The organism is Flavobacterium cucumis (genome assembly GCF_900148835.1).
GTDB lineage: Bacteria > Bacteroidota > Bacteroidia > Flavobacteriales > Flavobacteriaceae > Flavobacterium > Flavobacterium cucumis.
This window is the reverse complement of the sequence record NZ_FRYK01000001.1, coordinates 456,732-481,094: the sequence shown is the minus strand read 5'-3', so window position 1 is coordinate 481,094 and position 24,363 is coordinate 456,732. Positions and strand designations below refer to the sequence as shown.

Sequence of the window (24,363 nt, the reverse complement as noted above, 5' to 3'; positions counted from 1 at the left end):
TTAGATATAAATTTCTTTACCACTCTTTTCGAATTCTTCGGATTTGGCTTTCATGCCTTTTTCAGCTTCAGCTACATCACGAATTTCTTGAGAGATTTTCATAGAGCAAAATTTTGGACCACACATAGAACAAAAGTGTGCAACTTTTGCGCCATCAGCGGGTAATGTTTCGTCATGATATTCTCTTGCTGTATCTGGGTCTAATGCCAAGTTAAATTGATCTTCCCAGCGGAATTCGAATCGAGCTTTACTTAATGCATTATCGCGATATTGTGCTCCTGGGTGCCCTTTTGCTAAATCTGCAGCATGAGCAGCAATTTTATAAGTTATAACGCCATCTTTCACGTCTTTTTTATTTGGCAAGCCAAGATGTTCTTTTGGAGTTACATAGCATAGCATAGCGCAACCATACCAAGCAATCATTGCTGCCCCGATAGCTGAAGTAATATGATCATAACCAGGAGCAATATCAGTTGTTAAGGGTCCAAGTGTGTAAAATGGAGCTTCTGAACAATGTTCAAGTTGTTTGTCCATGTTCTCTTTAATCATATGCATTGGAACATGTCCAGGGCCTTCAATAAAAACTTGTACATCGTGTTTCCAAGCTATTTTTGTTAAATCACCTAAGGTCTCTAACTCAGCAAATTGAGCGGCATCATTGGCATCAGCAATAGAACCAGGTCGTAATCCATCACCTAATGAAAACGCAACATCATATTGTTTCATGATTTCGCATATTTCCTCAAAATGAGTGTAAAGAAAGTTTTCTTTATGGTGAAACAAACACCACTTAGCCATGATGGAACCACCTCGAGAAACAATTCCTGTAACACGATTAGCGGTTAAATGGATGTATCGCAACAATACACCAGCGTGAATAGTAAAATAGGAAACCCCTTGTTCTGCTTGTTCAATTAATGTGTCTTTGAAAATTTCCCAAGTTAAATCTTCTGCTACCCCTTTTACTTTTTCGAGTGCTTGATAAATTGGAACAGTTCCAATTGGAACAGGTGAATTTCGAATAATCCATTCACGAGTTTCATGGATGTTTTTCCCAGTTGATAAATCCATTATCGTATCTGCTCCCCAACGGCACGCCCAAACTGCTTTTTCAACTTCTTCTTCAATGCTTGAAGTAACAGCACTATTCCCTATGTTGGCATTTATTTTTACTAAAAAATTACGACCAATAATCATGGGTTCACTCTCAGGATGGTTGATGTTGTTTGGTATGATGGCACGACCTGCAGCAACTTCACTTCTAACAAATTCAGGTGTGATTTTGCTTTTTGGTGTATTGGCACCAAAACTATGTCCTTCATGCTGAGATTGCATTGCTTTTGTTTGTGTGTTTAATTGTTCAATGCGTTGGTTTTCACGAATGGCAATATATTCCATTTCTGGAGTGATAATCCCTTTTTTAGCATAATGTAATTGGGTAACATTTGCCCCTTTTTTGGCACGCATTGGTTTGTGTAAATATTCAAATCGAAGATGATTCAGCGTTTCATCGTGCAATCTTTTTTTTCCATAACCAGAAGATATTTCTGTTAATTCTTCTACATCATTTCGATTTAAAATCCATTCTTCTCGTAATCTTGGCAAACCTTTTTTAACATCAATTGTAATGTTGCTATCTGTGTATGGCCCACTAGTGTCATAAATGGTCACGGGTGGATTATCTTCTGTTTTTCCGTTAGTTAATTTGGTGTTATGTAGTTTAACTTCTCGCATGGCTACTTTGATGGGATAAAGTTCGCCTTCTACATATATTTTTTTTGAGTTAGGGAAAGGAGTTCTTGAAATTATATCTGTTGTTTCTTTCATTTTATGTTTTTTATGTGGTTAGTTTTGAGCCAAAAGAAGATTCATCCGCCTTGAGTTGCTGATATTATTAAAATTTCATCTTTTTCTTTGATGTAATGAGAGTTCCAATTCGATTTTGGAACTACAACGCCGTTTATTGCGAGAGCAATACCGTTTTGTTTGTTTGGTCTTTCTAAATCAAGTAGCATCTGAACAGTTAAACCGTTAGATGTAATTTTTTTGATTTGATTGTTAACTTTGATTTCCATTCCTTAAGTTTTTGATATAAAAGCACTTTAGGAATGGCTACATAAATAAAATGAAGTCATTTCACTTTTCCCTACGGCAGTATGAACTGCATCAGGTTCAAAGGGTAAAATCTCAGCCTATTTAAAATAGGCACCCCTAAAGTGTTACAAATATATTAGTATTATTTAAATATTTGTATTTTTTTTAAAATTTGTATATAGATTTTATATATAATTCCTCAACTTTTTTTCTAGCCCAATCGGTTTTTCTTAAGAATTTCAAACTAGAATTTATTGATGCATTATCTTTAAAGCAATTGATATTGATGAGCTCTGACAAAGTATCAAAGCCATAAAAAGCTACTAATTGTTCCAAAATAGCTTTTAGAGATTTTCCGTGTAGTGGATCGTTACTCATAATTTTATTTTCTAGTCCAACAATCCATTACATGATCATTTACCATTCCAGTGGCTTGCATATGGGCGTATACCACTGTGGAGCCTACAAATTTAAATCCTCGCTTCTTTAAATCCTTACTTAGAGCATCTGAAATTGGAGTAGTGGCCTTAACATCATTTAGTGTTTTGGGTTGGTTGTCAATAGGTTTTCCGTTTACAAACCCCCAAATATATTTCGAAAAACTTCCAAATTCTTTTTGGATTTTTAAAAACGCTTGTGCGTTGGTAACGGTAGCTTTGATCTTTAATTTATTTCGGATAATTCCTGCATCTTCAGCTAATGCATTCATTTTCTCTTCTGAGTAATTAGCCACTTTCATTAAATCAAAATTATCAAATGCTTTTCTGAAATTTTCTCTTTTAGCTAAAACAGTATACCAGCTTAATCCCGCTTGAAACGTTTCTAGAATAAGAAATTCGAATATGGTTTCATCATCATAAATAGGTTTTCCCCATTCATTATCGTGATAATTTCGATATAAGTCATCTTTTTCACACCAAATACAACGGTTTTTATTTTCCATCTTTAGCTAAGTATTTTTCAATTACATAATGTCCCAAGTAAATTAAAGGGGTTAGTCCAACAGCAATTAGTAATTTCACGGTATAGCCTGTTAATGCTGATGCAATAAACATTTTCGTGTCAATTTTACCGGGTAACCAAAAGGCGATTCCTAGTACAATGAAACTATCAAAAAGCTGAGAAATTACAGTTGACCCCGTACTTCTTAACCAAATCATTTTTTTACCAGTTCGATTTTTTACAAAATGAAATAAGGTTACATCAATTAATTGGGATACTAAAAAAGCTGTAATACTTCCAACAATAATCCACATACTTTGCCCAAAAACTGCAGTGAATTGCTCGTCAGTAATTAAGTTATCTCCTTTAACAGCAGGGATTTGGAGTCCAATTAATAGCAGAAAAAAAGTATAAGCAATTAATCCTGCTGTAATGAATGACAATTTTTTTACCCCTTTTTCTCCAAAATATTCGTTGATTAAATCAGTTGTAATGAAAACAATGGGCCAAGGTAAAATCCCTAAACTCATCACAACATCTCCAATATAAATTAATTTTCCGCCAATTAATTCAGCAACCAAAGCATTGGTAATAAAAATTCCAGCTAAGATCACATAAATGATATCTTTTCTTCTTTGAAACATATTAATAGTCTTCTGAGTTTACTTCTTCGTAAAAGTTGTAATTCGATTTTATTTTACCAAATGAAGCTCTTTTATGATGCTCGTTTAAGGATTCGTCAATCATATTTTTAATAATACCTTCAACTTCTTTTTCTTCTAAAAATATTTTTGAGTTTAGTTTGTGGTATTCTTTAATGTTGATTTTCCCATTTTGCGTTATAAAGCCAATGCCACCTATTTTTTGTTCATTTGATTTGTATGAATTCTCTTCAGTATTTATTCTTTTGAAGAAGAAATAGATGATTTTTTTATTATTAAATTTAATTTCTTTTGAATCATAAAATGTTAATGATTCGGTTTTTTTATCAATATTTTCCGCATAAACTTCAGCTGCCATTGCAATAGTTTTAGCATCATATTTTGTTAAAAATGAGTTTTCTTTCATGTGATGCAACATTAAAAAACCGATAAATTGAATTTTTTCATTACTTAAAATTTTTTCTAAAGTTATGTTTTCAACCTGATTGGTTTTTTTTAATTGTATGTCAGCCATAGCTAAGTCTAAATTGTCAATATTTAGATTATTGGCTTTACTAAAGAGTTGTGCGATATCTTTTTCGGTTCTAAAGGGAAATAAAATTGTATAGTAACTTATGAAATCTTCTATTGGAGCTTCTTCCTCATAGTATTGATCTTCGTCAGTTGATTTGATGTTTTGTTTGTTTTTCCAACTAGCTAATCGTTTGTATTCTAATTTTGCATTAGTTAGTAACATTTTCTTGAACGATTTCAATTTTTTGGCGTTCCCATAGTTTTTCAATAGCACTTTATGAGTAAAAGAAACAATTGGTCCGTGAAATTCTTTAATGCTATAGTATTGAAAGATGTAGGGGAACATAACTTGACTATTTTCAAGATCTTCTTCAAAAAGACTGAATAATCCAATTATCTCGTATTCGTTATCTGATATTGGCAAATCGAATTCCAATAGCTCCAAGATTTTTTTATAGGCCTCCTTGCTTTTTTGATGTGTTAATGCTCTTAATATGGCAAACTGAATTATAGTGCTTGAATTTTCTTTTTTATAGGCGTTTTCAAGGTAATTAATAACTTCGGGAGTCTTTATTTGTCCCAACTTTTCATATAATGCACCTAAAATTTCCGTTTCATCTTCCCTAAACTTAAAGGTGTTAATAAAAGTTATGAGTTTGGAAAGATCTTTCTTTTCAATTGATAAGTATTCAATTGATTTTAGTGCTGAATAGCGAATGCTATCGTGTTTACTTCTAACATCATTCAGAAATAAATCCATTTTGTTTTCAAAGATATTTTCTGAAGCGTTATTTAGTAAAACCAAGGAATTAAATGTCCTTTCAACAAAAGTATCTTTTTTATTGTAATTTTTAGGAACTAAGGTTGACACTTCATAAATGGTATTTCCTTTTAGAAGTAATTTATATTTTATGGCTTGTTTGGAGTCTTGTTTTGAAACTAGAGCTTCGAAAGTATGTAGTTGTCTTTCTTTGTCGTAATCGATATTCTCTTCTATTATTTTTAATTTTTCCTCTTTACCAAATAATTTTTTATCCCAATCAGAACTTAAAAAATCAGTTGGCAGATTAAAATTTGCATCAATTGATGTAGTTTCGTTTGTATTTGGAGCATTTTCTTCTTGTATTTGATTAACCGTTTGGTTTTTTGTAATTTGTTTGCGGTATTCTTTCCAAATCGAATCTAAAGATTTTTCAGATTCATAGCGATGGTACTTGTAATAATTTAATTGAATTATGGCGCCGTTGCTGCCTAAGAAATTATAGCTTTTTGATTTGGCTGTAAAATGATTTTTCTTTTTCGTACTGTTTTTGGGGTCAATATCGATCAAAAAGTCTAAATGTTCGTTTTGTTTTTCTGGAACTTCAATACTAAAATGGTTTGTAGTGTCTTTGAAAATTCTATAAGTGCCCGAATCGATTGCTGATTTGATTTTGAAAGACTCGAAATAACGTTTGGTATTTGTTTCAGAAGCGTTTACAGTTCCAAGAAGATAGTATTTATTTCCGTTTATTGTAGATTTTAGTTGAATGGCTCTGTTGTCAATTGTTGATTTTGAGTAAAATATTTCTCTTTCTTTATTAAATCTTGTGTGGACAGAATCCAAGTCGTGTTGGTTATAAAATTCTTGATGAATGCGCTTTAACTCATATTCTGAGTTTTCTAAATTATTTATTTCAGAAAGTGTTTTTTCTATAAAAAAATAATAACTTTTTTCTTTTTCGTCAAGAGCAATAATCGAAATGTCTGAATTGTCTTTTTCGTTATTTTTATTTCCAGAATATGAGTAATATGCGGGGATTTGTATTTCAAAGTTTCCTTTTCTTGGATTCATTTTTTCCCAAATGTTTTTAGTGTCTTTTAGTTCAATCTTTGAAAAAATATCATCTTCAAAACGTCTAACATAATCGCCTTCACCACCCATAATTACAGTAATGATTTCTAGCGGAGTAATATAATATCGATAACGTTGAGCGTTTCCAGTCTTGGTTTTACTTTTTAAATCATAAACCCAGTAGTTTTTTTCTTGATAGGATTTTTTTTCTATTATTTCACCTGGAATATTTTCATAAAACAAACTATCTAGTGTCTTAGTATTAAAAAATTTATTCTTTTTATTGATGAAATCGTTTAATCGCTTTCTTTTTACATTTACATAACCGCCGTTGACCAAATCGGGAGATTCCAAGTCTTCCCCGTTTTCAAGTACAATTTCAAAAAGGGGTAGAGAAATCATTCCATCAGCTGTGGTTTTGATTTTTAGTTCTGGTTTCGTAAAATATTCTTCTATTTGTTTTTTTACAGCTTTCCCTTTTTCGGTATAGTTTCCAAAAATAGGAGTGACTTTATAACCTTTTGATCTTAGTAATTCAATTATCCCATTAGGTCCCGGTAAGTGCGCAGCGCCAATTGCACTAAATAAACTACCAGTTTTCATTATAGAATCCATATTTTTAACCATTTCAATGTTTCGGTCAAAGAGCATGGCTTTTAAGAAAGATTTGGGTGAGCTTAACATTCCTAATGAGTCGATCATGTCTAAATCTTTTTCTCTATAAAAATCATTTAGTGCCTGTTCGTAAGATTTATTTTTTAAGATTTTTAAAATGGCTTGGCGGTTTTTATCTACTTCACTCTCATCCATTTTAGCTTGCGCTGTCATAATGTTTAAAGTGGATTGCTTCACATCTTCTAAGCCAATTGTTTTTTTGTTGTACTTTCTTCCTGTTCTGTAGATAAACATGTCTAGATAGGTTTCTTCTTGAAAGTCTTTTTGCGCTTCATTAGTTCGTGTTAGAAGACTAATTAGGTTGTAATTATTGCTTTTAAATAAAGAATATAGATTTTCTTTTTCAATTGGATTTATATAGAAGTTTGTATAAAATCTATTTTGATTTGTAAATTGGTTATAAAAGCTAAACAAGTCAAATAATGAGGTCCAAGTTCTTGGTTCACTTTCGTTTGCTATGATGTCGGCCTCATTAAGATGTTTAAAAAAGTTATCAGAAAGATGGTAGGAAACTTTATCGCTCACGTGCATGCTGCCATAGAGATACGACTTTTTTTGTAGGTTGTTGCCGCTAATTTCCCACAATAAACTTTGGTATTTTTTTTCTTGTGCAATTATGGAAACTGAGTAAAAGATGATAAATAAAACAATTCTTTTCAAGATAATTCGATTTAACTTTAAATCAAATATACAGTATTTTAAAAAGAAAAAACCCTTAACTCTTGTTAAAGAATTAAGGGTTTGAATAATTTTGTTTAAAATAGGATTATCCTAAAGCAACTCTTTTGAATCCAGTTACTGTTAAGTTAGCGTCTACAGATTTGATGTAAGCAGCAACACTCATAGAACTGTCTTTAATAAAATCTTGGTTTACTAAAGTATTATCTTTGTAGAAACGTTGGATTTTACCTTTAGAAATGTTATCTAACATAGCTTCTGGTTTACCTTCAGCTCTTAATTGTTCTTTAGCGATTTCGATTTCTTTTTCAATAATTGCAGCATCAACACCAGCTTCGTTTAAAGCTATTGGGTTCATTGCAGCAGCTTGCATTGCTACGTTTTTAGCTGCTTCGTCAGCACCAGCAACGTTTGCAGATAATGCCACTAAAGTAGCGATTTTACCAGCGTGAATATAAGATCCAACGAAAGCACCTTCTAATCTTTCGAAAGCACCGATTTCGATTTTTTCTCCGATTACACCCGTTTGCTCGATTAATTTCTCTGCAACAGTAATTCCGTTGAAATCAGAAGCTAATAATTCTTCTTTAGTAGCAAAGTTTAATGCTTGGTTAGCTAAGTCGTTAGCTAATTTTACAAATGCTTCATTTTTACCTACGAAGTCTGTTTCACAGTTTAAAGTGATTGCAACTCCAGCAGTATTGTTAGCATTGATAACAGCAACAGCAGCTCCCTCAGTAGATTCTCTATCTGAACGGTTAGCAGCAACTTTTTGCCCTTTTTTTCTTAAGTTTTCGATAGCTAAATCGAAATCTCCTTCAGCCTCCACTAATGCTTTTTTACAATCCATCATTCCAGCACCTGTGATGGTTCTTAATTTATTTACGTCTGCAGCAGTAATATTTGCCATTTTGTATTTTTTTATTTGTTGTTTATAAAAGTAAAAATTCCAATTACTAAATCCCAAATTCCAATTTTACTAAATTGCTAACTAAAAGTTAGAACAAGTTTGGAATTTGGAATTTAATTCTTGGAATTAATTGATTTATGCTTCAGTTTCAGTAGCAGGAGCTTCAGTAGCTTCTACTTCTTTAGCTGGTAATTCATCTTTTTCAACTTTTCTATCAGAAAGACCTTCAACGATAGCTGAAGATACTAAAGATAAAACTTTTTCAATTGATTTAGAAGCATCGTCATTTGCAGGAATTACGAAGTCAATTGGACGTGGGTCCGAATTCGTATCTACCATTGCGAACACTGGAATGTTTAATTTTTGAGCTTCTTTAACAGCGATATGTTCAGCTTTTACGTCCACTACGAATAATGCAGCTGGTAATCTTGACATATCTGCAATTGAACCTAAGTTTTTCTCTAACTTAGCTCTCAAACGATCGATTTGTAATTTTTCTTTTTTAGATAAAGTGTTGAAGGTACCGTCTTTCTTCATTCTATCAATAGAAGCCATTTTTTTAACAGCTTTACGAATAGTTACGAAGTTAGTTAGCATACCACCTGGCCATCTTTCTGTGATGTATGGCATGTTACAAGATGCTGCTTTTTCAGCAACGATATCTTTTGCTTGTTTTTTGGTAGCAACGAATAATACTTTTCTACCAGAGGCAGCGATTTTTTTCAAAGCTTCATTAGCTTCTTCAATTTTAGCTGCAGTTTTATATAGATTAATGATGTGAATACCATTACGTTCCATATAAATGTAAGGAGCCATGTTTGGATCCCATTTACGAGTCATGTGTCCGAAATGTACACCTGCTTCTAATAACTCTTTAACGTCAATTTTGTTTGCCATTGTGTAATAGTTTACGTTCCGTGATTAGCAATCTTCAAGTAGTCACTTGCGTTAGTCTTGAAAATTTAGATGCTAAACTAATTCCCTTTTTACAAGGAATATCGACAACTTTGTTTTAAATTCAATTTTAATTGTAAAAATAAATCTGAAAAAATAATCTGATAAATACCAAATATTAACGTTTCGAGAATTGGAATCTCTTACGTGCTTTTTTCTGACCGAATTTTTTACGTTCAACCATTCTAGGATCTCTTGTTAATAATCCTTCTGGTTTAAGGATAGCTCTGTTTTCAGCCTCAACTTCACACATTGCTCTAGCAATAGCCATTCTCACAGCTTCTGCTTGTCCTGTTGAACCACCACCATATACGTTTACTTTAACGTCAAAGTTTGATGCATTTTCTGTCATAGACATAGGTTGCATAACTTTATACTGTAAAGTTGCAGTTGGGAAGTAGTTAGTGAATTCTCTTTTGTTTACAGTGATTTTTCCTGTTCCTTCTGAAACATAAACACGTGCAACAGCGCATTTTCTTCTACCGATTTTGTGAATAACTCCCATTACTTAAGATCGTTTAGGTTAACGGTTTTAGGTGATTGAGCCGCATGTTTGTGCTCAGAACCTACATATACATTTAAATTACGGAATAATTCAGCACCTAATTTGTTTTTAGGCAACATTCCTTTGATAGCTTTTTCTACTAATAATGCAGGGTTTTTTTGTTGCATTACTCTAGCAGTTAAACTTCTTTGTCCTCCTGGGTAACCTGTGTGTCTGATGTACGTTTTGTCATCTAACTTGTTACCAGTAAGGTTGATTTTTTCTGCATTGATAACAATTACGTTATCTCCACAGTCAACGTGCGGTGTATAACTTGGCTTGTATTTACCTCTTAAAAGCATCGCTACTTTTGTAGATAAACGACCTAAGTTATGCCCTTCAGCGTCTACAACAATCCACTGCTTGTCTGCAGTTGCTTTGTTTGCTGATACTGTTTTGTAGCTTAATGTGTTCACAATAATTAATTTAAATTAAACATTCCATTCCCAATAAAGGGAGTGCAAAAGTACAATTATTTATTAGAATTGCAAACCCCTAATGTAAAATATTATTTTTTCTAAATACTTATTCGTCACATCTTTATCTAAAAATCATTTGGAGTTGTTTTTTTAAATTACAGAAATACACTATTTTTACCTCTTAACTTTTATGTATGAAAGCAAAAGCAACTCTAAAGCAGATTGCCCTTGAATTTGGGGTGTCTATATCTACCGTGTCTAAAGCTCTGAGTGATAGTCCTGAAATCAGCGAGGCTACTAAGATTAAAATTCAAGAGTATGCGGCTTTGCAAAATTATAAACCCAATAGTATTGCTAAGAATTTAAAAAATCAACGTACCAATACTATAGGTGTAATTATTCCTAATATTCTAAATCCTTTTTTTGCAAAAGTGTTTAGTGGAATAGAGCAAGAGGCTTTACAAAAAGGATATAATGTAATTACGGGTATTTCAAATGAATCTTTACACAAAGAAAAACAAGTAATGGACATGCTTAATAATGGAACTATTGATGGTTTTATTGTGGCAGTTGCAGAAGAAACTCAATCTTTAAAAGAATATAAGCATTTTAAAGATATCATGAATAGCGGAACCCCTATTGTTATGTTTGATAGAGTAGCTGAGGGTATTAATTGTGACAAAGTTGTGGTAGATGATTTTGATTCGGCTTATGGTGCTACTTCGCATTTAATTAAATTAGGGAGTAAGAAGATTGCCTTACTTTCTACCATACACAATTTAAGTGTTGGAAAATTAAGAGTAGATGGATATCAAAAAGCACTTTCAGATGCAAGTTTGACTGTAGACGAATCGTTAATTATCTTAGAAACCGCTACAGCAGATTTTGATTTAAAATTAAATGAGTTGTTCGCCTCAAAAAAGATGGATGCAATTTTTGCTTTAGATGAACATGCTTCAACCATGGCTATGAAATTTGCAATAAAAAAAGGAATCAAAATTCCACAAGAAATAAATATTATTGGTTTTGCTGATGGCGTTTGGTCAAGACGATTAACGCCGAGTCTATCAACCGTGAGCCAACACGCGCCAGAAATTGGAGCTAAAGCAGCCGAATTGTTAATTCACAAACTCAATTCTAAAGATGAGTTTTACCAACCGCAAACTGTTGTAATAAAAACAGAGTTGCGTCAGAGAGAATCTACGAGGAAGTTATAATTTTAAAATTCTTAAAATGTCATTAGATAGAAAAGCCCTTTTCACAATTCTTGTAATTGGTTCAGTTATTGTTTTGTTACTTTTAGATATTCAAAAGTATATACCAGGATTTTATAATTATTTACCATTTGTTTGGGTTCCTTCCGTAATCTTTGATATTTATCAAACTAAAAAATATTTAAAAAATAAGCCAGAATCAGAAATTAGAGTTAGAGATAAAAATAATAGTTATACCGATATTTTACCTTTTATATTCGGCTCTTTAATAATTCTATTTTCTATTATGGGATTTTTTCTATTGGAAAGTGATAAGGGAATAATAGTATTTTATATTATTTCGGGCTTAGTATTGATTTTTCAAGGTATAGTGTCACTTCCAAATGCAATTATTAAATATGAAAATGAAATTTTGAAATTTGTGAATGGTAATCAGAAAGAAAATATTGAAACTATATTAATTAAAGAAATTGAAGTTTCTGAAGATCAAATTAATGTTAAGACTGTAGATGATAAGAAATTTGTATTCCAGCATTTAGAATTAAATCAATCAGAAATAAAAATGGTTAATGATTTTTTCAAGAAATATATTGTTAAATAATTTATTTAATTCTGCATCTTTTTATCATCCTTCCAAGTAATATACCCCAAAATCGCATTGAACATATAAAACACATATTTTGCGGTGTTGGCAATGTTCATTAGCATGACATTTTGTATGATTTTGAATAGATTATATACTTGCCAATTGATCCAATTGTCGGGATACATTCTTCCTATATTAAAGGTGCCGCCAAAACTAATTCCGGCTGGAATAGCAATGGCGAAAAACAATTCCCAATCAATCGCTTTGTCTGAAAATGTTGTGAAGGCAATGTAATTTAATACTAACGAAAGCAGTAAACCTATTGCCATATTTCGGAAAAATATAGCATCAATTGCATTCAAATATTGTTTCTTTTTCCAAATTCGGAACGCAAAATAGTTTCCAAAAAACGAAACAGGATAGGTTAAAATCGCACCAATATTTCCTAAAAGATAATCGATACTTCCACTTAATAAGGTATTACAAGTGCTGATTAAATTCCCAATATTATTTTTCTTGGTAACCAACCGAGTCGCCATCATTGACAAACAAGTGTTTAAAATGGAAAAGTAGCCTAAGTAAAAGGAATACTTCTTTCCATCGAAACTAAAATCGTACGTAGTTTTGTAATATTCTAAGTACGCCGAAACTCTCACCACCAAAACCACTCCAATGATATCGAGATATTTGCTATTGGTAATGCTTTTGATGGTGGCGATGGTATTTTGCATCTTTATTCTTTTGTAAAGTTGAATTTCATTCCGCCTTGATTTAATACAAAGGAATTCTCTCCAAAAACCATTTCAATTCCGGCAGCTGCAAAAACGAAAGTCTTTTCTTCTCTAAATGTTAGTGGAAATGCACCTTGTCCAGTTGCTTGAGCTTTTAATTCGCCATTTTTTTCTGAAACAGTAATTTTTAATGGAATATCTTTTGATGTGTATGTTCCGGTTAATTTTGCAATTTCTTCTGCATCCATTTTCATGAATTGTGGAAAAGGAAATGGAATTTTATAATAAATGCTTAGAATACCAATTATAATATCGTTTTGAACATAATTGTCACCATTGGATATTAAAGAAAAACTTAATTTGTCTGTTGGATAGTAACCTAACATAGAACTGAAATTCTCAATTCTTCCACCATGACCATAAAAACGTCTTTCTCCAAAAGGAAATTGAATTAAGGCTTTTCCGTAACCTTCTTTAATTTCTTTCATTTGGTCTAAAGAAGTTGGGTTCACTAATTTCCCATCGAACAAAGCGTAAATAAACTTTGTTAAATCAGCAGTCGTTGAAGTAATTCCACCAGAGGCAAATGCAATCGAATTGTGATTTTCATACGATTTTACCCAATTGGTTCCGTCAAAATAATAGGAATAACTTTCTTTGTTTGCTGTATTTGTTGCTTCTTCTGTAAAGTAAGTTGTTGGGACGAAAACTTTTTTAGTCACGGCGCCTTTAGCTGTCATTTCGGTTTTGTTTTCGTACGTTCCTAATTCTGCCTTTTTTACTATACGATTTTCTAAGTTTTCAGCGTATGATTTTTTTGTCAACTTTTCGATAATACAACCTAAAATAAAATAATTTGAATTGCTGTATTCGTATTTACTTCCAGGCTCAAAATTCGATTTATAAGTCGTCATTACTTTTAAAATATCGTCTTTCGAATGTTTTTTGTCAATAACCTTATGAAAAGTTGAATCCTGATTAACAAAATCTACAATTCCAGTTCTGTGATGTAATAAATCGTAAATCGAAATCTTTTCAGCGTTTGGCATTTTTGGATAAAAACGATTCAATTTAGTTTGTAAGGTTAGTTTTTTTTCTTCAATCAATTGCATTATCATTACAGCCGTAATAGTTTTGGAAATCGAACCTATTTTATATCTTGTTAATCGATCGGCTTTGCTATTTTTCTCAACATCAGCAAAACCATACGCTTTATTAAAAACCACATTTTCGCCTTCACGAATGGTTAATGAACCCATGAATTTATTATTTTCATGTAAATAGTTCAACAAACTATCCATACGGGTGAACTTATCTTGAGCAAAAGTGAAACTCGAAAAGGCCAATACAAAAAGAAGTAATTTTTTCATGTTAAACGATTTTTTATAGAAACGTAAAATTTGAAATTTAGGCATAATTATTTTAATTCAAAAACTAAAATTAATGCGCTTCCAACCAATTCTTACCCAATCCAATTTCCACATCTAATGGAACTGCCATTTTGAAGGCGTTTTCCATTTCGTGTTTGATCATCGGTTGGATTTTTTCTAATTCGGAGTTGTGCACGTCAAATACTAATTCGTCATGTACTTGCAATAGCATTTTAGATTTCCAATTTTCAGAAGTCAACTTTTTATGAATATTAATCATTGCAATTTTGATGATATCCGCAGCCGAACCTTGAATTGGTGCATTTACCGCATTTCGTTCTGCGCCACCACGAACAATCGCGTTGGCTGAGTTGATGTCTTTCAAATAACGTCTTCTTCCCGAAATAGTTTCAACATAACCATTTTCTCTAGCAAAATCCACTTGCGAAGTCATAAACGATTTTAATTTTGGATACGTTTGATAGTAGGCTTCAATTAATTCTGCACTTTCTTTTCGAGATAAGTTGGTTTGGTTGCTCAATCCAAATGCCGAAACGCCATAAATAATTCCGAAGTTTACGGTTTTAGCATGACTTCTTTGTTCTTTTGTTACTTCGTCTAAAGGCACGTTGAACACTTTTGCAGCCGTACTTTTGTGAATATCTTCGTGATTTTGAAACGCTTTAATCATATTTTCTTCACCGCATAAAGCCGCAATAATTCGTAATTCAATTTGAGAATAATCGGCAGAAAGTAAGGTGTAATTTTCATCGCGCGCAATGAAGGCTTTTCTAATTTGTCTTCCTCTTTCGGTACGAATAGGAATGTTTTGTAAATTCGGATTATTCGAACTCAAACGACCGGTAGCCGCCACCGTTTGCATATAATCGGTATGTACCCTTCCAGTTTTTTTATCGACTTGATTTGGTAATGCATCAATATACGTACTTTGTAATTTCACCATTTGACGCCATTCTAAAATATCGCGCACAATTTGATGTTCGTTTGCCAAATAACTCAACACTTCTTCACCAGTAGCGTATTGACCGGTTTTGGTTTTCTTTTGTTTCGCGCCACCAATTTTTAGTTTGTCGAATAAAATATCACCCAATTGTTTTGGAGAAGCCAAATTAAATTTTTCACCCGCAGTTTCATAGATTTGTTGTTCAAACGCATCAATTTCTTTTTGCATGTCAACCGACATGCTTTTTAGAAATTCCACATCCAAACGAATCCCTTCTTTTTCCATATCCGCTAAAACAGGAACTAGCGGAATTTCTATTTCGTCGAATAGTTTTTTAGTGCCTACTTTTTCTAAAATCGGTTGGAAATGTTCTTTTAGTTGGAACGTAATATCAGCATCTTCCGTTGCGTATTCTTTGATGTCTTCCAAAGGTACATCACGCATTGATAATTGATTTTTCCCTTTTTTACCAATTAACGTTTCAATCGATTTTGGCGCATATTTCAAATAGGTTTCCGACAACACATCCATATTATGTCGCATATCTGGATTAATCAGATAATGTGCAATCATGGTGTCGAATAATTTTCCTTTGACTTGAATGTTGTAATTCGAAAGAATTTTCAAGTCGTATTTCATGTTCTGACCGATTTTTTCGATGTTCTCATTTTCGAAGAAGGGTCGGAATTTTTCAATTAACGTTTGGGCTTCTTCCTGATTTTCGGGAAACGGAATATAAAATCCTTTTCCTTTTTCAAAAGAGAACGACATTCCTACTAACTCAGCATTCAAAGCGTCAATTCCTGTAGTTTCGGTATCAAAACATACTGAGGTTTGATTTAATAAATTCTGCATTAACAATTTTACGGGTAAATCGCCTTGAACTATTTGGTAGAAATGTGTTGTATTTTCTAAAGTTGCATAATAGGAATGATTCGCAGTTGGTTCATCCGATTCATCACTAAAACCGAACAAATCAAATTGGTCTTCGTTTGATTTTTTGGCTGGCGCTTTTTTTGTTGGTTGCGGAATTTCCGAAGTATTGCCATTACTGTCAATTTCATCGTATTCTTTTCCGGTTCCAAAAAGCTTATCAAACTGCGCTTTCATTTGACGGAATTCTAATTCCTGAAACAAAGCATCAGTTTTCTCCACATCAGGTTTTGATAATTCGTAATCGTTAGCATCAAATGTCACAGGACAATCTAGTAGGATAGTGGCTAATTTTTTGGATAAAATTCCCAATTCTTTGTTGGCTTCAATTTTGTCTTTCATTGCACCTTTTAGTTGATGCGTATTGGCTAATAAATTTTCTAAAGTTCCATATTCCGCTAAGAATTTTTTAGCAGTTTTTTCACCCACACCAGGTAATCCCGGAATATTATCGGCAGAATCACCCATCATTCCTAAGAAGTCAATAACTTGTTCTGGACGTTCGATTTCAAATTTTTCTAAGACTTCGGGAATTCCCCAAATCTCGATGTCATTCCCCATTCGGGCAGGTTTGTACATGAAAATATTTTCCGAAACCAATTGCGCAAAATCCTTATCTGGCGTTACCATGAACACTTGAAACCCTTCTTTTTCGGCTTGTTTGGCTAAAGTTCCAATCAAATCATCTGCTTCAAAACCTGCTTTTTCGATAATTGGAATGTGCATTGCTTTCAACAATTCTTGAATATAGGGAACAGCAATTTTAATCGCTTCAGGAGTTTCGTCACGATGTGCTTTGTATTCTTGGTACATTTCAAAACGGTAATCGCTTCCGCCTTTATCGAAAGCTACTGCTAAATGGTCAGGTTTTTCGCGCTTAATTACATCCATCAAAGAGTTCATGAATCCCATAATGGCTGAAGTGTCCATTCCTTTTGAATTGATTCTTGGGTTTTTGATAAAAGCGTAATAACCTCTAAAAATTAAGGCGTAAGCATCTAGTAAAAAAAGGCGTTTTTGTGACATAATAATGGTGTTCTATAATTTTTCAAAGTTATAAAAATATATGTGTTTTTGGTCTTTTTTGTTTTATTAGGAAAAAAATCGGATGTGATTTAAACCATGATTTCATGTTTTTCGTAAATAAGAAAAAACAAATTAATTATGAAACAAATTTTATTACCTGTGAAATCAGTTTTACTAATGAGTCTTTTGATAATTTTTGTAGCATGTTCAGATGACGATGCTGCTACAATGCCTCAAACTGATCCAACTCCAATGCCAGAAGTTGCACCGCTTGTTGAGTTTACAGCATTAAGTAATGATAACAGAGTTATTTATTTTAACGCAAGAAATTTAAGTTCTCCAATTCGAAATTTATCAATTACTGGATTACAATCTGGAGAAAATATTATTAGTATTGATTATCGTCCAGCAACAGGTCAATTGTATGGTTTAGGTTCAACAAGTCGCTTGTACATTATTAACGAGATTTCTGGATTAGCTACGCCTCTTGGAACAGCTTCATTTACACCTCAAATAGCTGGAACTTCTAGTTCAATTGATTTCAATCCAACGGTAGATAGAATTCGTTTGGTTTCAAATAATGGTCAAAATTTAAGATTGCACCCAGAATTAGGAACAGTGGTAGCTACTGATGGAAGTATTAATGGTGTGGGTAATGCAAGAATTGAAGCCATTGGTTATACTAATAGTTTTGCAGGAACTACTTCAACGTTACTGTACGATATCGATTATGCAACGGATAAATTATATGTTCAAAATCCGCCAAATGATGGAGGACTTCAAGAAGTGGGTGTTTTAGAGGTAGATTTTGAAGGTGTTGGAGGATTAGATATTTTACCAGATTCTAATTATGCAATGGCTGTTAACTATAAAAATAACGAATCAAGATTGTATACAATCAGTTTAATGACTGGAAAAGCTACTTGGATTGGAACTTTTTCTCAACAAATTGTAGAAGTTGCTTTTAAGTCGAAACCAATTGCTTACGTGACATCAACTTCAAATGTTTTATACAGAATTCATCCAATTCTAGGTTCTTCTAATTCAATAGCTTTAACAGGAATGAATGCTAACGAACAAATTGTAGGATTAGATTTTAGACCAGCAAATGGTGCTTTATATGCAGTTACAAACCAAAGTAGATTATTGACCATTAATACAGCTAATGGTCAAGTTTCAGCGGTAGGTTCAGGATTAACTCCAGTGCTTTCAGGTACAGATTTTGGGTTTGATTTTAACCCAACGGTTGATAGAATTCGGTTAGTTAGCAATACAGGGCAAAACTTACGTTTGCACCCAGATTTAGGAACAGTTGTAGCAGTTGATGGAAACTTAAATCCGGGAACTCCTTCCGTTACAGCTGCAGCGTATACAAACAATTTTGCTCAAACAACATCAACTCAGCTTTTTGTTATTGATACGAATAATAATAATTTGTATTTGCAGAATCCACCAAACAACGGAACCTTAGTTTTGGTTGGAAGTTTAGGTGTAACTGCTTCCTCAATGAATGGATTTGATATTGGTGGAAATAGTAATGAAGCATTCTCAATTTTAACTGTAAACGGAACACAAGCTGTTTACCGAATTAATTTAACAACTGGTACTGCAACACGTGTTGTGAATTTTTCTCCAAGTATTTCGGCAATGGCTGTTGGATTAGGATTTTAAAGAGTTTTAGTTATTAATTTCAAAGGCTGTAAATCGGATTAGTTTTACAGCCTTTTTTAATCGTTAAAATTTTAATAAATAGGTATTGAATTGACAAAGTTGTAGTTACTTTGCAAAAAAAAAAGAGCTAATGATTCGTTGGATTGTTTTTTTAGTGTTTGTTATAATTCTTGAAATCTATGCTTTTCAGGCGTTTAAGACTTTGATTAAATCGAAGTGGTTTTTTGTTTTTTACTATGTAACATCTGCAATTGCTTTATTTTACATTATTTATCAGTTGTATCATTTTGATAGGAGTGTTGGACAAACACCGCAAACAATGATGACTTTTGGACTGTTGTTGTTGCTTTATGTGCCTAAACTATTATTGACTATCATTTTATTTGGAGAAGATATAGTTCGCTTTTTTGCAGGATTGTTTGGTGTAATAACAAAAAGCGGTTCCGATGGTTTTTTACCCGAAAGAAGAAAGTTTGTGAGTCAAATAGCTTTAGGTATAGCAGCTATCCCGTTTGCTTCTTTTTTATACGGAATTACTATTGGAAAATACAATTACAAAGTGATCAGACAAACTTTATTTTTTCCTGATTTACCAGATGCTTTTGATGGAACTACTATAACACACATTTCGGATGTTCACAGTGGGAGTTTTGATGATGCTGAGAAAATCCAATATGCGATCGATTTGATTAATGAACAAAATTCAGATATGGTTTTGTTTACAGGTGATATTGTAAATACACATGCAACTGAAATGGATCCTTGGATTGATACTTTTAAAGGAATTCATAATCCAAAATTCGGGAAGTACTCAGTACTTGGAAATCATGATTATGGTGAGTATGTTAATTGGCCCTCGCAACAAACTAAAATGCAAAATTTTGAAAACATTAAAGCTATTCACAACAAAATTGATTTTAAATTGTTGTTGAATGAGCATGTGAAAATCAAAAAAGACAATCAGGAATTGGCAATCGTAGGTGTTGAAAATTGGGGAAGGAAATTCGGAGAGCGTGGCGATTTAAATTTAGCCTCAAAAGGTTTAAATAAAGAAGATTTCAAAATAGTGATGAGTCACGACCCAAGTCATTGGGATGAAAAAATTCAGCACGATGCTAATCATTATCACTTAACGCTTTCAGGACATACTCACGGGTTGCAATTTGGAATAGAAATACCAGGCTGGATAAAATGGAGTCCAGTACAATATGTTTACAAACAATGGGCAGGATTGTATGAAAATGCAGGAAGATATATTTATGTAAATCGTGGTTTTGGCTTTCATGCCTATCCAGGTAGGGTAGGGATTATGCCTGAAATAACGGTTATTGAACTAAAAAAAGGAGAAAAAGTAGCGTGATTCAGTAAAAATGCTACATTTGTATATTATTTTTGTGTAAAAATTTATTTTTTGATACTAATAAATTGCAATTTATGTCAAAATTTGGAGAACTTATCGATGCTCAGGTACCTGTACTAATCGATTTCTTTACCGAGTGGAATGAACCTTCAGTAGCTATGAACGAAGTAATCCGTCATGTAGCAGCTGCTTTGGGAGATAAAGCACGTGTAATTAAAATTGACGTGGATAAAAATCAAGAGTTAGCCGAAGCACTTCGTATTAAAGGCTTGCCTACTTTAATGATTTATAAAGAAGGTCAAATGGTATGGAGACAAAGTGGCGAACTTGATGCTAACACTTTAATTTCATTAGTGCAAGAACAAGTCTAAGGAATTACATCAAAAGTAAACCCCTTATCTTTTAAAACTTTTATTGCCTTAGGCAAAGCAAACTTTAAATTTTGTTCTGATTTAATGCTGTCGTGAAATACTATTATACTCCCTTGTACTGTGTATGAAATTACATTTTCTAGGCATTTCTCTTTTGAAGTAGAGGAATCAAAATCATAACTCAAAACATCCCACATAATTATTTTGTAGCCTAATTGTCGAATTGCTTTTGATTGACTGGGTTTAATTTTTCCGTAAGGAGGACGAAATAAAAACGAGTGTTCAGTATTCAGTTTTAAGTTTTCAGTTTCGCACAACTTGAAATTATCGATATAATTATTTGTCTCGGTTTTCCAGCCGTTTAAATGGTTGAAAGTGTGATTTCCTGTTTGATGTCCTTCAGACAGTATTCTTTTATAAATTTCAGGATGTTTTTTGATGTTATCGCCAATGCAAAAAAATGTTGCTTTAATTTCTTCGGATTTTAAAAGATCTAAAACCCATTCGGTTACTTTAGGAATTGGGCCATCATCAAAAGTTAAATAGATTTTATTATCTGAATTTGGAATATCCCAAGTCAGGTCATTGAAAATCTTTTTAATCCATTTATTTGTTTTTACCCAACCGAAGTTCATTAAGTAAAATTAGTTTTAAAAAATGTCCCAACAGAAATCTCTTCCTATTGGGACATTTTATTATTTGTTATTCCATTCTTCTGCCAAAACGAGCAAACATTTTGTTATAATTGTTGAATTTTACTTTTTCTGCATCATAAAATTCAGAATCACTTGCGTTTTTGGCAACTTGTAAGTAGCTTCTGTATTGCTCAATATCCAACATAATGTCCATTGCACTAAAATTTTGATCACTTGGTTTCCAGGAATTAAAATAAGTTAGCATTTCTTGTTGTTTTTTAATTAGCTTAGAAAGTAAGTTTCTAGCTTTTTCTTTTTGATTAACTTCATAATATCCAGCAGCAAATGGTTCTAATAGTGAATAATATTCAAAGAATTCGAGCGGCATCTTTGTCATGGCTAAATCAATTACCTTTTCGGCTTTATCTAATTTACCTTCATTAATTAAAGTTTGAGCTAAACGAGCTAAATTCGTTCTATATGATATACTATTTTTACGCGTTTCAGGGTCATGATAAATGAATGGGCTTTCGCTATTTCCCCAATCCCATTTCATTACGATTTCATACATTTTCTCTGAATCGATGTATCCCATTTCCATCGGATTTGGATCTTTTACTGATGTTTTTACTGGGACTAATTTAAAGCACATACCATCTAATTGAAGGTAGTCTTTCATCCAAATGTAGTCATCTTCACCAAAACTTCCTCCTGTGAAATATATTGGTCTTTTCCAGTTGTTTTGATTTACAATGTCTAACATCATTAAACGATTTTTGTAAATAGCTTTGTCTTTGATGGTGAATTCAATTTGCGGAACAATAGAATCATAATATTTAGGGCTCACCACTTTGTTTTTAATGATTGTATTTTTGTCAATAGGGAGAATAACTTTTTTAGAAGGGAAATAATTTACTTGATTTCCGCTTTCTAATTTTATTTTTGCTCTATCGTCGTCTAATGCAATGAATTTAAGCATTTCATCAAGTAGTAAAGGTTCTTCGGTACGTTCTACATACAAGCTATAGTCTCTTCTACTTCCTTTGTATTGTTCTCTGTTAAACGAGCTTGGAATAGGCTCTGAATTGTGTGTTTTCATTTTCATTTGATCGATGTACCAATCAGTCATGAATAAGCTGGTATTTACAATTCTAACATCTGTTCTATATCTTTCAATTTCTTGAGCATACCAAAGAGGGAAAGTGTCATTGTCACCAATAGTGAATAGGATGGCGTTAGGTTCACAAGAATCTAAGTAAGCCTTTGCCATTGCCAAAGCGGTGTATTTATCAGATCGATCATGATCGTCCCAGTTTTCTTTAGCCATTAGAATAGGTGAAGCCAACAAACAAATTGTTAAAACAATTGGTATCGCGATTTTAGGAGCTAGGTACTGTTTGATCCAATCAAAAATTGCGTAAATTCCAAATGCTATCCACATGGCAAATACATAAAACGAACCAACTAATGCATAATCCCTTTCTCTTGGTTCAAAAGGTCTCTCATTTAAATATATTTTTAATGCTAAACCTGTAAAAAGAAATAAAACTAATAGGACATAAAAACTTTTTATATCGCGTTGTGCATGAAAAACAATACCAATCAGAGCCAGTAAAAATGGAATACCAAAATAAATGTTCCTAGCTTTATTGTTTGCAATGTCTGAGGGGAGGTTTTTTTGTGAACCTATGAAAATTTCGTCAATAACGTCAATACCAGTAAGCCAGTTTCCTTTTAAATCATCATATTTTCCTTGTTCATCGTTTTGTCTGCCTACAAAATTCCATGCTAAATAACGCATATACATATACCCAAATTGATATTGAAATAAGAATTTCATGTTTGAAATAAAACTTGGTTTGTCAACGATTAGATATTCGCCATAGGTTTTAAGGAATTTATCATAACCTTTTAGATCTACTTCACCTGTAGCATAAGCTTTTCTGAAATCGGTTACAATTTGAACCAACTCGTCTTCATGTGAATATTCAGGATTTATTCTGAATTCTAGAGGTTCACCAAAAGTCATATAATTTACAGCATGATCGTTGCTCCACATTCTTGGAAGAAGTGCCTTGTGAGCATCGTCAGTGTTTTGTTTTGCGTTTTTAAAGTTGTTTGTAATTACATATTTTTTTGTTTTGTAATCTCTTTCATAATTTGGTTTTTCATCCAAAAAAGGAGTTTCAGGATCTAATCCTGAGTAGGCATCAGAGAATTGAGGGCCATAAAATAATTTTTGTTCTCCATATTGTTCTCTATTGTAATAAGCTAAAACTTCTGCTGCATCTGAGGGTCTGTTTTCATTAATTGGTGTATTGGCATTTGCTCGAATAGGTAACATTAACCAAGTTGAAAAACCAATTAGAATAAAAAGCGTAGATAAAATTAGCGTATTATAAAAAACATGACCTTTCTTTTTGGTGTAGTTTAAACCAAAATAAAACATGGTAACAATTAAAATAAAGGCAAAAATGGTTCCTGAATTAAAAGGCATTCCAAGGCTGTTTACCATGAAAATTTCTGTTTTTCCAAAGAAAGCGAGCGTGTATGGTAATAACAGTTTAAAAATGAAAAGTAAGATAGCTACAATTACAATGTTAGCTATAATGAAATTTTTAATGGTTACTTTTTTATATTTTTTGAAAAAGTATAGAAATCCTATAGCGGGAAACGTCAAAAGAGCCATGAAATGGACTCCAAATGAAAGTCCGATAACAAGAGAAATGATTAATAGCCATTTATTTCCTCTTGGTGTTTCTAGTTCCTGTTCCCAGCGTAATCCCAGCCAGAATAATAATGCGATTAGAAAAGTTGCCATTGCATACACTTCTGCTTCAACTGCATTGTACCAAAAACTATCTGAAAAAGTAAAAGTTAAGGCTGCGATAAAAGCACTACCAAGAATAATTATATCTTGTCCTTTTGCGTTTGTTTCTTTTGATTTGAAAATCCTTTTCATTAACAATGTTAAGGACCAAAACATAAAAAGTACAGTAAAAGCACTTGAAAAGACAGAAAGATAGTTTACCATTAGCGCTATTTTGTCTGTGCTGGTAGCAAACATTGCAAAAAAAGCGCCTAACATTTGAAATAAAGGAGCTCCAGGCGGATGTCCAACTTCTAAGTTTGCAGAAGTTGCTATGTATTCTCCGCAATCCCAAAAACTTAATGTTGGCTCTACAGTTAATGAATAAGTTGTTAGTGCTACAATAAAAGTAGACCATCCTAGAATAGTGTTCCACTTTTTAAAGTTGAATGAATTCATATTGTAATT

At 32.6% G+C, this 24,363-nt stretch carries 20 protein-coding genes and 1 riboswitch; of the genes, 5 read left to right on the top strand and 15 right to left on the bottom strand.

Annotated features, from left to right (window positions below):
* The 10 genes from thiC to rplM all read right to left on the bottom strand — a co-directional run bounded on the left by thiC (window position 1) and on the right by rplM (window position 10,222).
* On the bottom strand, window positions 1–1,827 hold the full coding sequence (thiC, locus tag BUE95_RS02225; protein WP_073581009.1) for a phosphomethylpyrimidine synthase ThiC: 1,827 nt from the start codon (window positions 1,825–1,827) through the stop codon (window positions 1–3).
* A gap of 41 nt (window positions 1,828–1,868) precedes the next feature.
* Complete coding sequence (gene thiS, locus BUE95_RS02220) at window positions 1,869–2,075, bottom strand: sulfur carrier protein ThiS (RefSeq protein ID WP_073581007.1); 207 nt, start codon at window positions 2,073–2,075, stop codon at window positions 1,869–1,871.
* A 51-nt stretch (window positions 2,076–2,126) separates the two neighbouring features.
* A riboswitch (TPP riboswitch) is annotated at window positions 2,127–2,223 on the bottom strand.
* 36 nt (window positions 2,224–2,259) lie between these two features.
* Window positions 2,260–2,472 carry a VF530 family protein gene (locus tag BUE95_RS02215; RefSeq protein ID WP_073581005.1) on the bottom strand — a complete coding sequence of 71 codons (213 nt, stop codon included), beginning with the start codon at window positions 2,470–2,472 and terminating at the stop codon, window positions 2,260–2,262.
* Window positions 2,473–2,476: 4 nt separating this feature from the next.
* Window positions 2,477–3,037, bottom strand: coding sequence for a DNA-3-methyladenine glycosylase I (locus BUE95_RS02210; protein ID WP_073581003.1), 561 nt, complete (start codon window positions 3,035–3,037; stop codon window positions 2,477–2,479).
* Window positions 3,027–3,680 (bottom strand): queuosine precursor transporter, encoded by a 654-nt coding sequence (locus tag BUE95_RS02205; protein ID WP_073581001.1) that lies wholly within the window; start codon window positions 3,678–3,680, stop codon window positions 3,027–3,029. The genes BUE95_RS02210 and BUE95_RS02205 overlap by 11 nt, the downstream gene beginning before the upstream one ends.
* Window position 3,681: 1 nt before the next feature.
* Window positions 3,682–7,380, bottom strand: coding sequence for a TraB/GumN family protein (locus BUE95_RS02200; protein ID WP_073580999.1), 3,699 nt, complete (start codon window positions 7,378–7,380; stop codon window positions 3,682–3,684).
* 106 nt (window positions 7,381–7,486) lie between these two features.
* On the bottom strand, window positions 7,487–8,308 hold the full coding sequence (gene tsf, locus BUE95_RS02195; protein WP_073580997.1) for a translation elongation factor Ts: 822 nt from the start codon (window positions 8,306–8,308) through the stop codon (window positions 7,487–7,489).
* A 135-nt stretch (window positions 8,309–8,443) separates the two neighbouring features.
* Window positions 8,444–9,205: a 30S ribosomal protein S2 gene (gene rpsB / locus BUE95_RS02190; RefSeq protein ID WP_073580995.1), complete on the bottom strand. Its 762-nt coding sequence runs from the start codon at window positions 9,203–9,205 to the stop codon at window positions 8,444–8,446.
* A gap of 175 nt (window positions 9,206–9,380) precedes the next feature.
* Window positions 9,381–9,767, bottom strand: a complete 387-nt coding sequence (gene rpsI / locus BUE95_RS02185; protein WP_008256015.1) for a 30S ribosomal protein S9 — start codon at window positions 9,765–9,767, stop codon at window positions 9,381–9,383.
* Window positions 9,767–10,222 (bottom strand): 50S ribosomal protein L13, encoded by a 456-nt coding sequence (gene rplM / locus BUE95_RS02180; protein WP_026724384.1) that lies wholly within the window; start codon window positions 10,220–10,222, stop codon window positions 9,767–9,769. The genes rpsI and rplM overlap by 1 nt, the downstream gene beginning before the upstream one ends.
* A gap of 197 nt (window positions 10,223–10,419) precedes the next feature.
* On the opposite strand from rplM, the gene BUE95_RS02175 reads away from it, so the two are divergent.
* Both BUE95_RS02175 and BUE95_RS02170 read left to right on the top strand, forming a co-directional pair.
* Window positions 10,420–11,442: a LacI family DNA-binding transcriptional regulator gene (locus BUE95_RS02175; RefSeq protein ID WP_073580993.1), complete on the top strand. Its 1,023-nt coding sequence runs from the start codon at window positions 10,420–10,422 to the stop codon at window positions 11,440–11,442.
* Between the two features lie 16 nt (window positions 11,443–11,458).
* Complete coding sequence (locus tag BUE95_RS02170) at window positions 11,459–12,040, top strand: hypothetical protein (protein ID WP_073580991.1); 582 nt, start codon at window positions 11,459–11,461, stop codon at window positions 12,038–12,040.
* Window positions 12,041–12,045: 5 nt separating this feature from the next.
* On the opposite strand, the gene BUE95_RS02165 is transcribed toward BUE95_RS02170, so the two are convergent.
* The 3 genes from BUE95_RS02165 to polA all read right to left on the bottom strand — a co-directional run bounded on the left by BUE95_RS02165 (window position 12,046) and on the right by polA (window position 17,052).
* A complete protein-coding gene (locus tag BUE95_RS02165; protein WP_073580989.1) occupies window positions 12,046–12,756 on the bottom strand; it encodes a nicotinamide mononucleotide transporter family protein in 711 nt (236 codons plus the stop codon).
* 2 nt (window positions 12,757–12,758) lie between these two features.
* Window positions 12,759–14,126: a serine hydrolase domain-containing protein gene (locus BUE95_RS02160; protein WP_073582378.1), complete on the bottom strand. Its 1,368-nt coding sequence runs from the start codon at window positions 14,124–14,126 to the stop codon at window positions 12,759–12,761.
* Window positions 14,127–14,196: 70 nt separating this feature from the next.
* A complete protein-coding gene (polA, locus tag BUE95_RS02155) occupies window positions 14,197–17,052 on the bottom strand; it encodes a DNA polymerase I (RefSeq protein WP_073580985.1) in 2,856 nt (951 codons plus the stop codon).
* A gap of 135 nt (window positions 17,053–17,187) precedes the next feature.
* Between polA and BUE95_RS02150 the strand changes: the two genes are divergently transcribed.
* The 3 genes from BUE95_RS02150 to BUE95_RS02140 all read left to right on the top strand — a co-directional run bounded on the left by BUE95_RS02150 (window position 17,188) and on the right by BUE95_RS02140 (window position 20,451).
* On the top strand, window positions 17,188–18,720 hold the full coding sequence (locus tag BUE95_RS02150) for a DUF4394 domain-containing protein (protein WP_073580981.1): 1,533 nt from the start codon (window positions 17,188–17,190) through the stop codon (window positions 18,718–18,720).
* A gap of 130 nt (window positions 18,721–18,850) precedes the next feature.
* Window positions 18,851–20,080, top strand: coding sequence for a metallophosphoesterase (locus BUE95_RS02145; protein WP_073580978.1), 1,230 nt, complete (start codon window positions 18,851–18,853; stop codon window positions 20,078–20,080).
* 74 nt (window positions 20,081–20,154) lie between these two features.
* A complete protein-coding gene (locus BUE95_RS02140) occupies window positions 20,155–20,451 on the top strand; it encodes a thioredoxin family protein (protein ID WP_073580974.1) in 297 nt (98 codons plus the stop codon).
* Here BUE95_RS02140 and BUE95_RS02135 read toward each other — a convergent pair.
* Window positions 20,448–21,086, bottom strand: coding sequence for a polysaccharide deacetylase family protein (locus BUE95_RS02135; protein ID WP_073580970.1), 639 nt, complete (start codon window positions 21,084–21,086; stop codon window positions 20,448–20,450). The genes BUE95_RS02140 and BUE95_RS02135 overlap by 4 nt on opposite strands.
* 67 nt (window positions 21,087–21,153) lie before the next feature.
* Window positions 21,154–24,354 (bottom strand): glycosyltransferase family 117 protein, encoded by a 3,201-nt coding sequence (locus tag BUE95_RS02130; protein WP_073582376.1) that lies wholly within the window; start codon window positions 24,352–24,354, stop codon window positions 21,154–21,156.
* Window positions 24,355–24,363 lie beyond the last annotated feature (9 nt).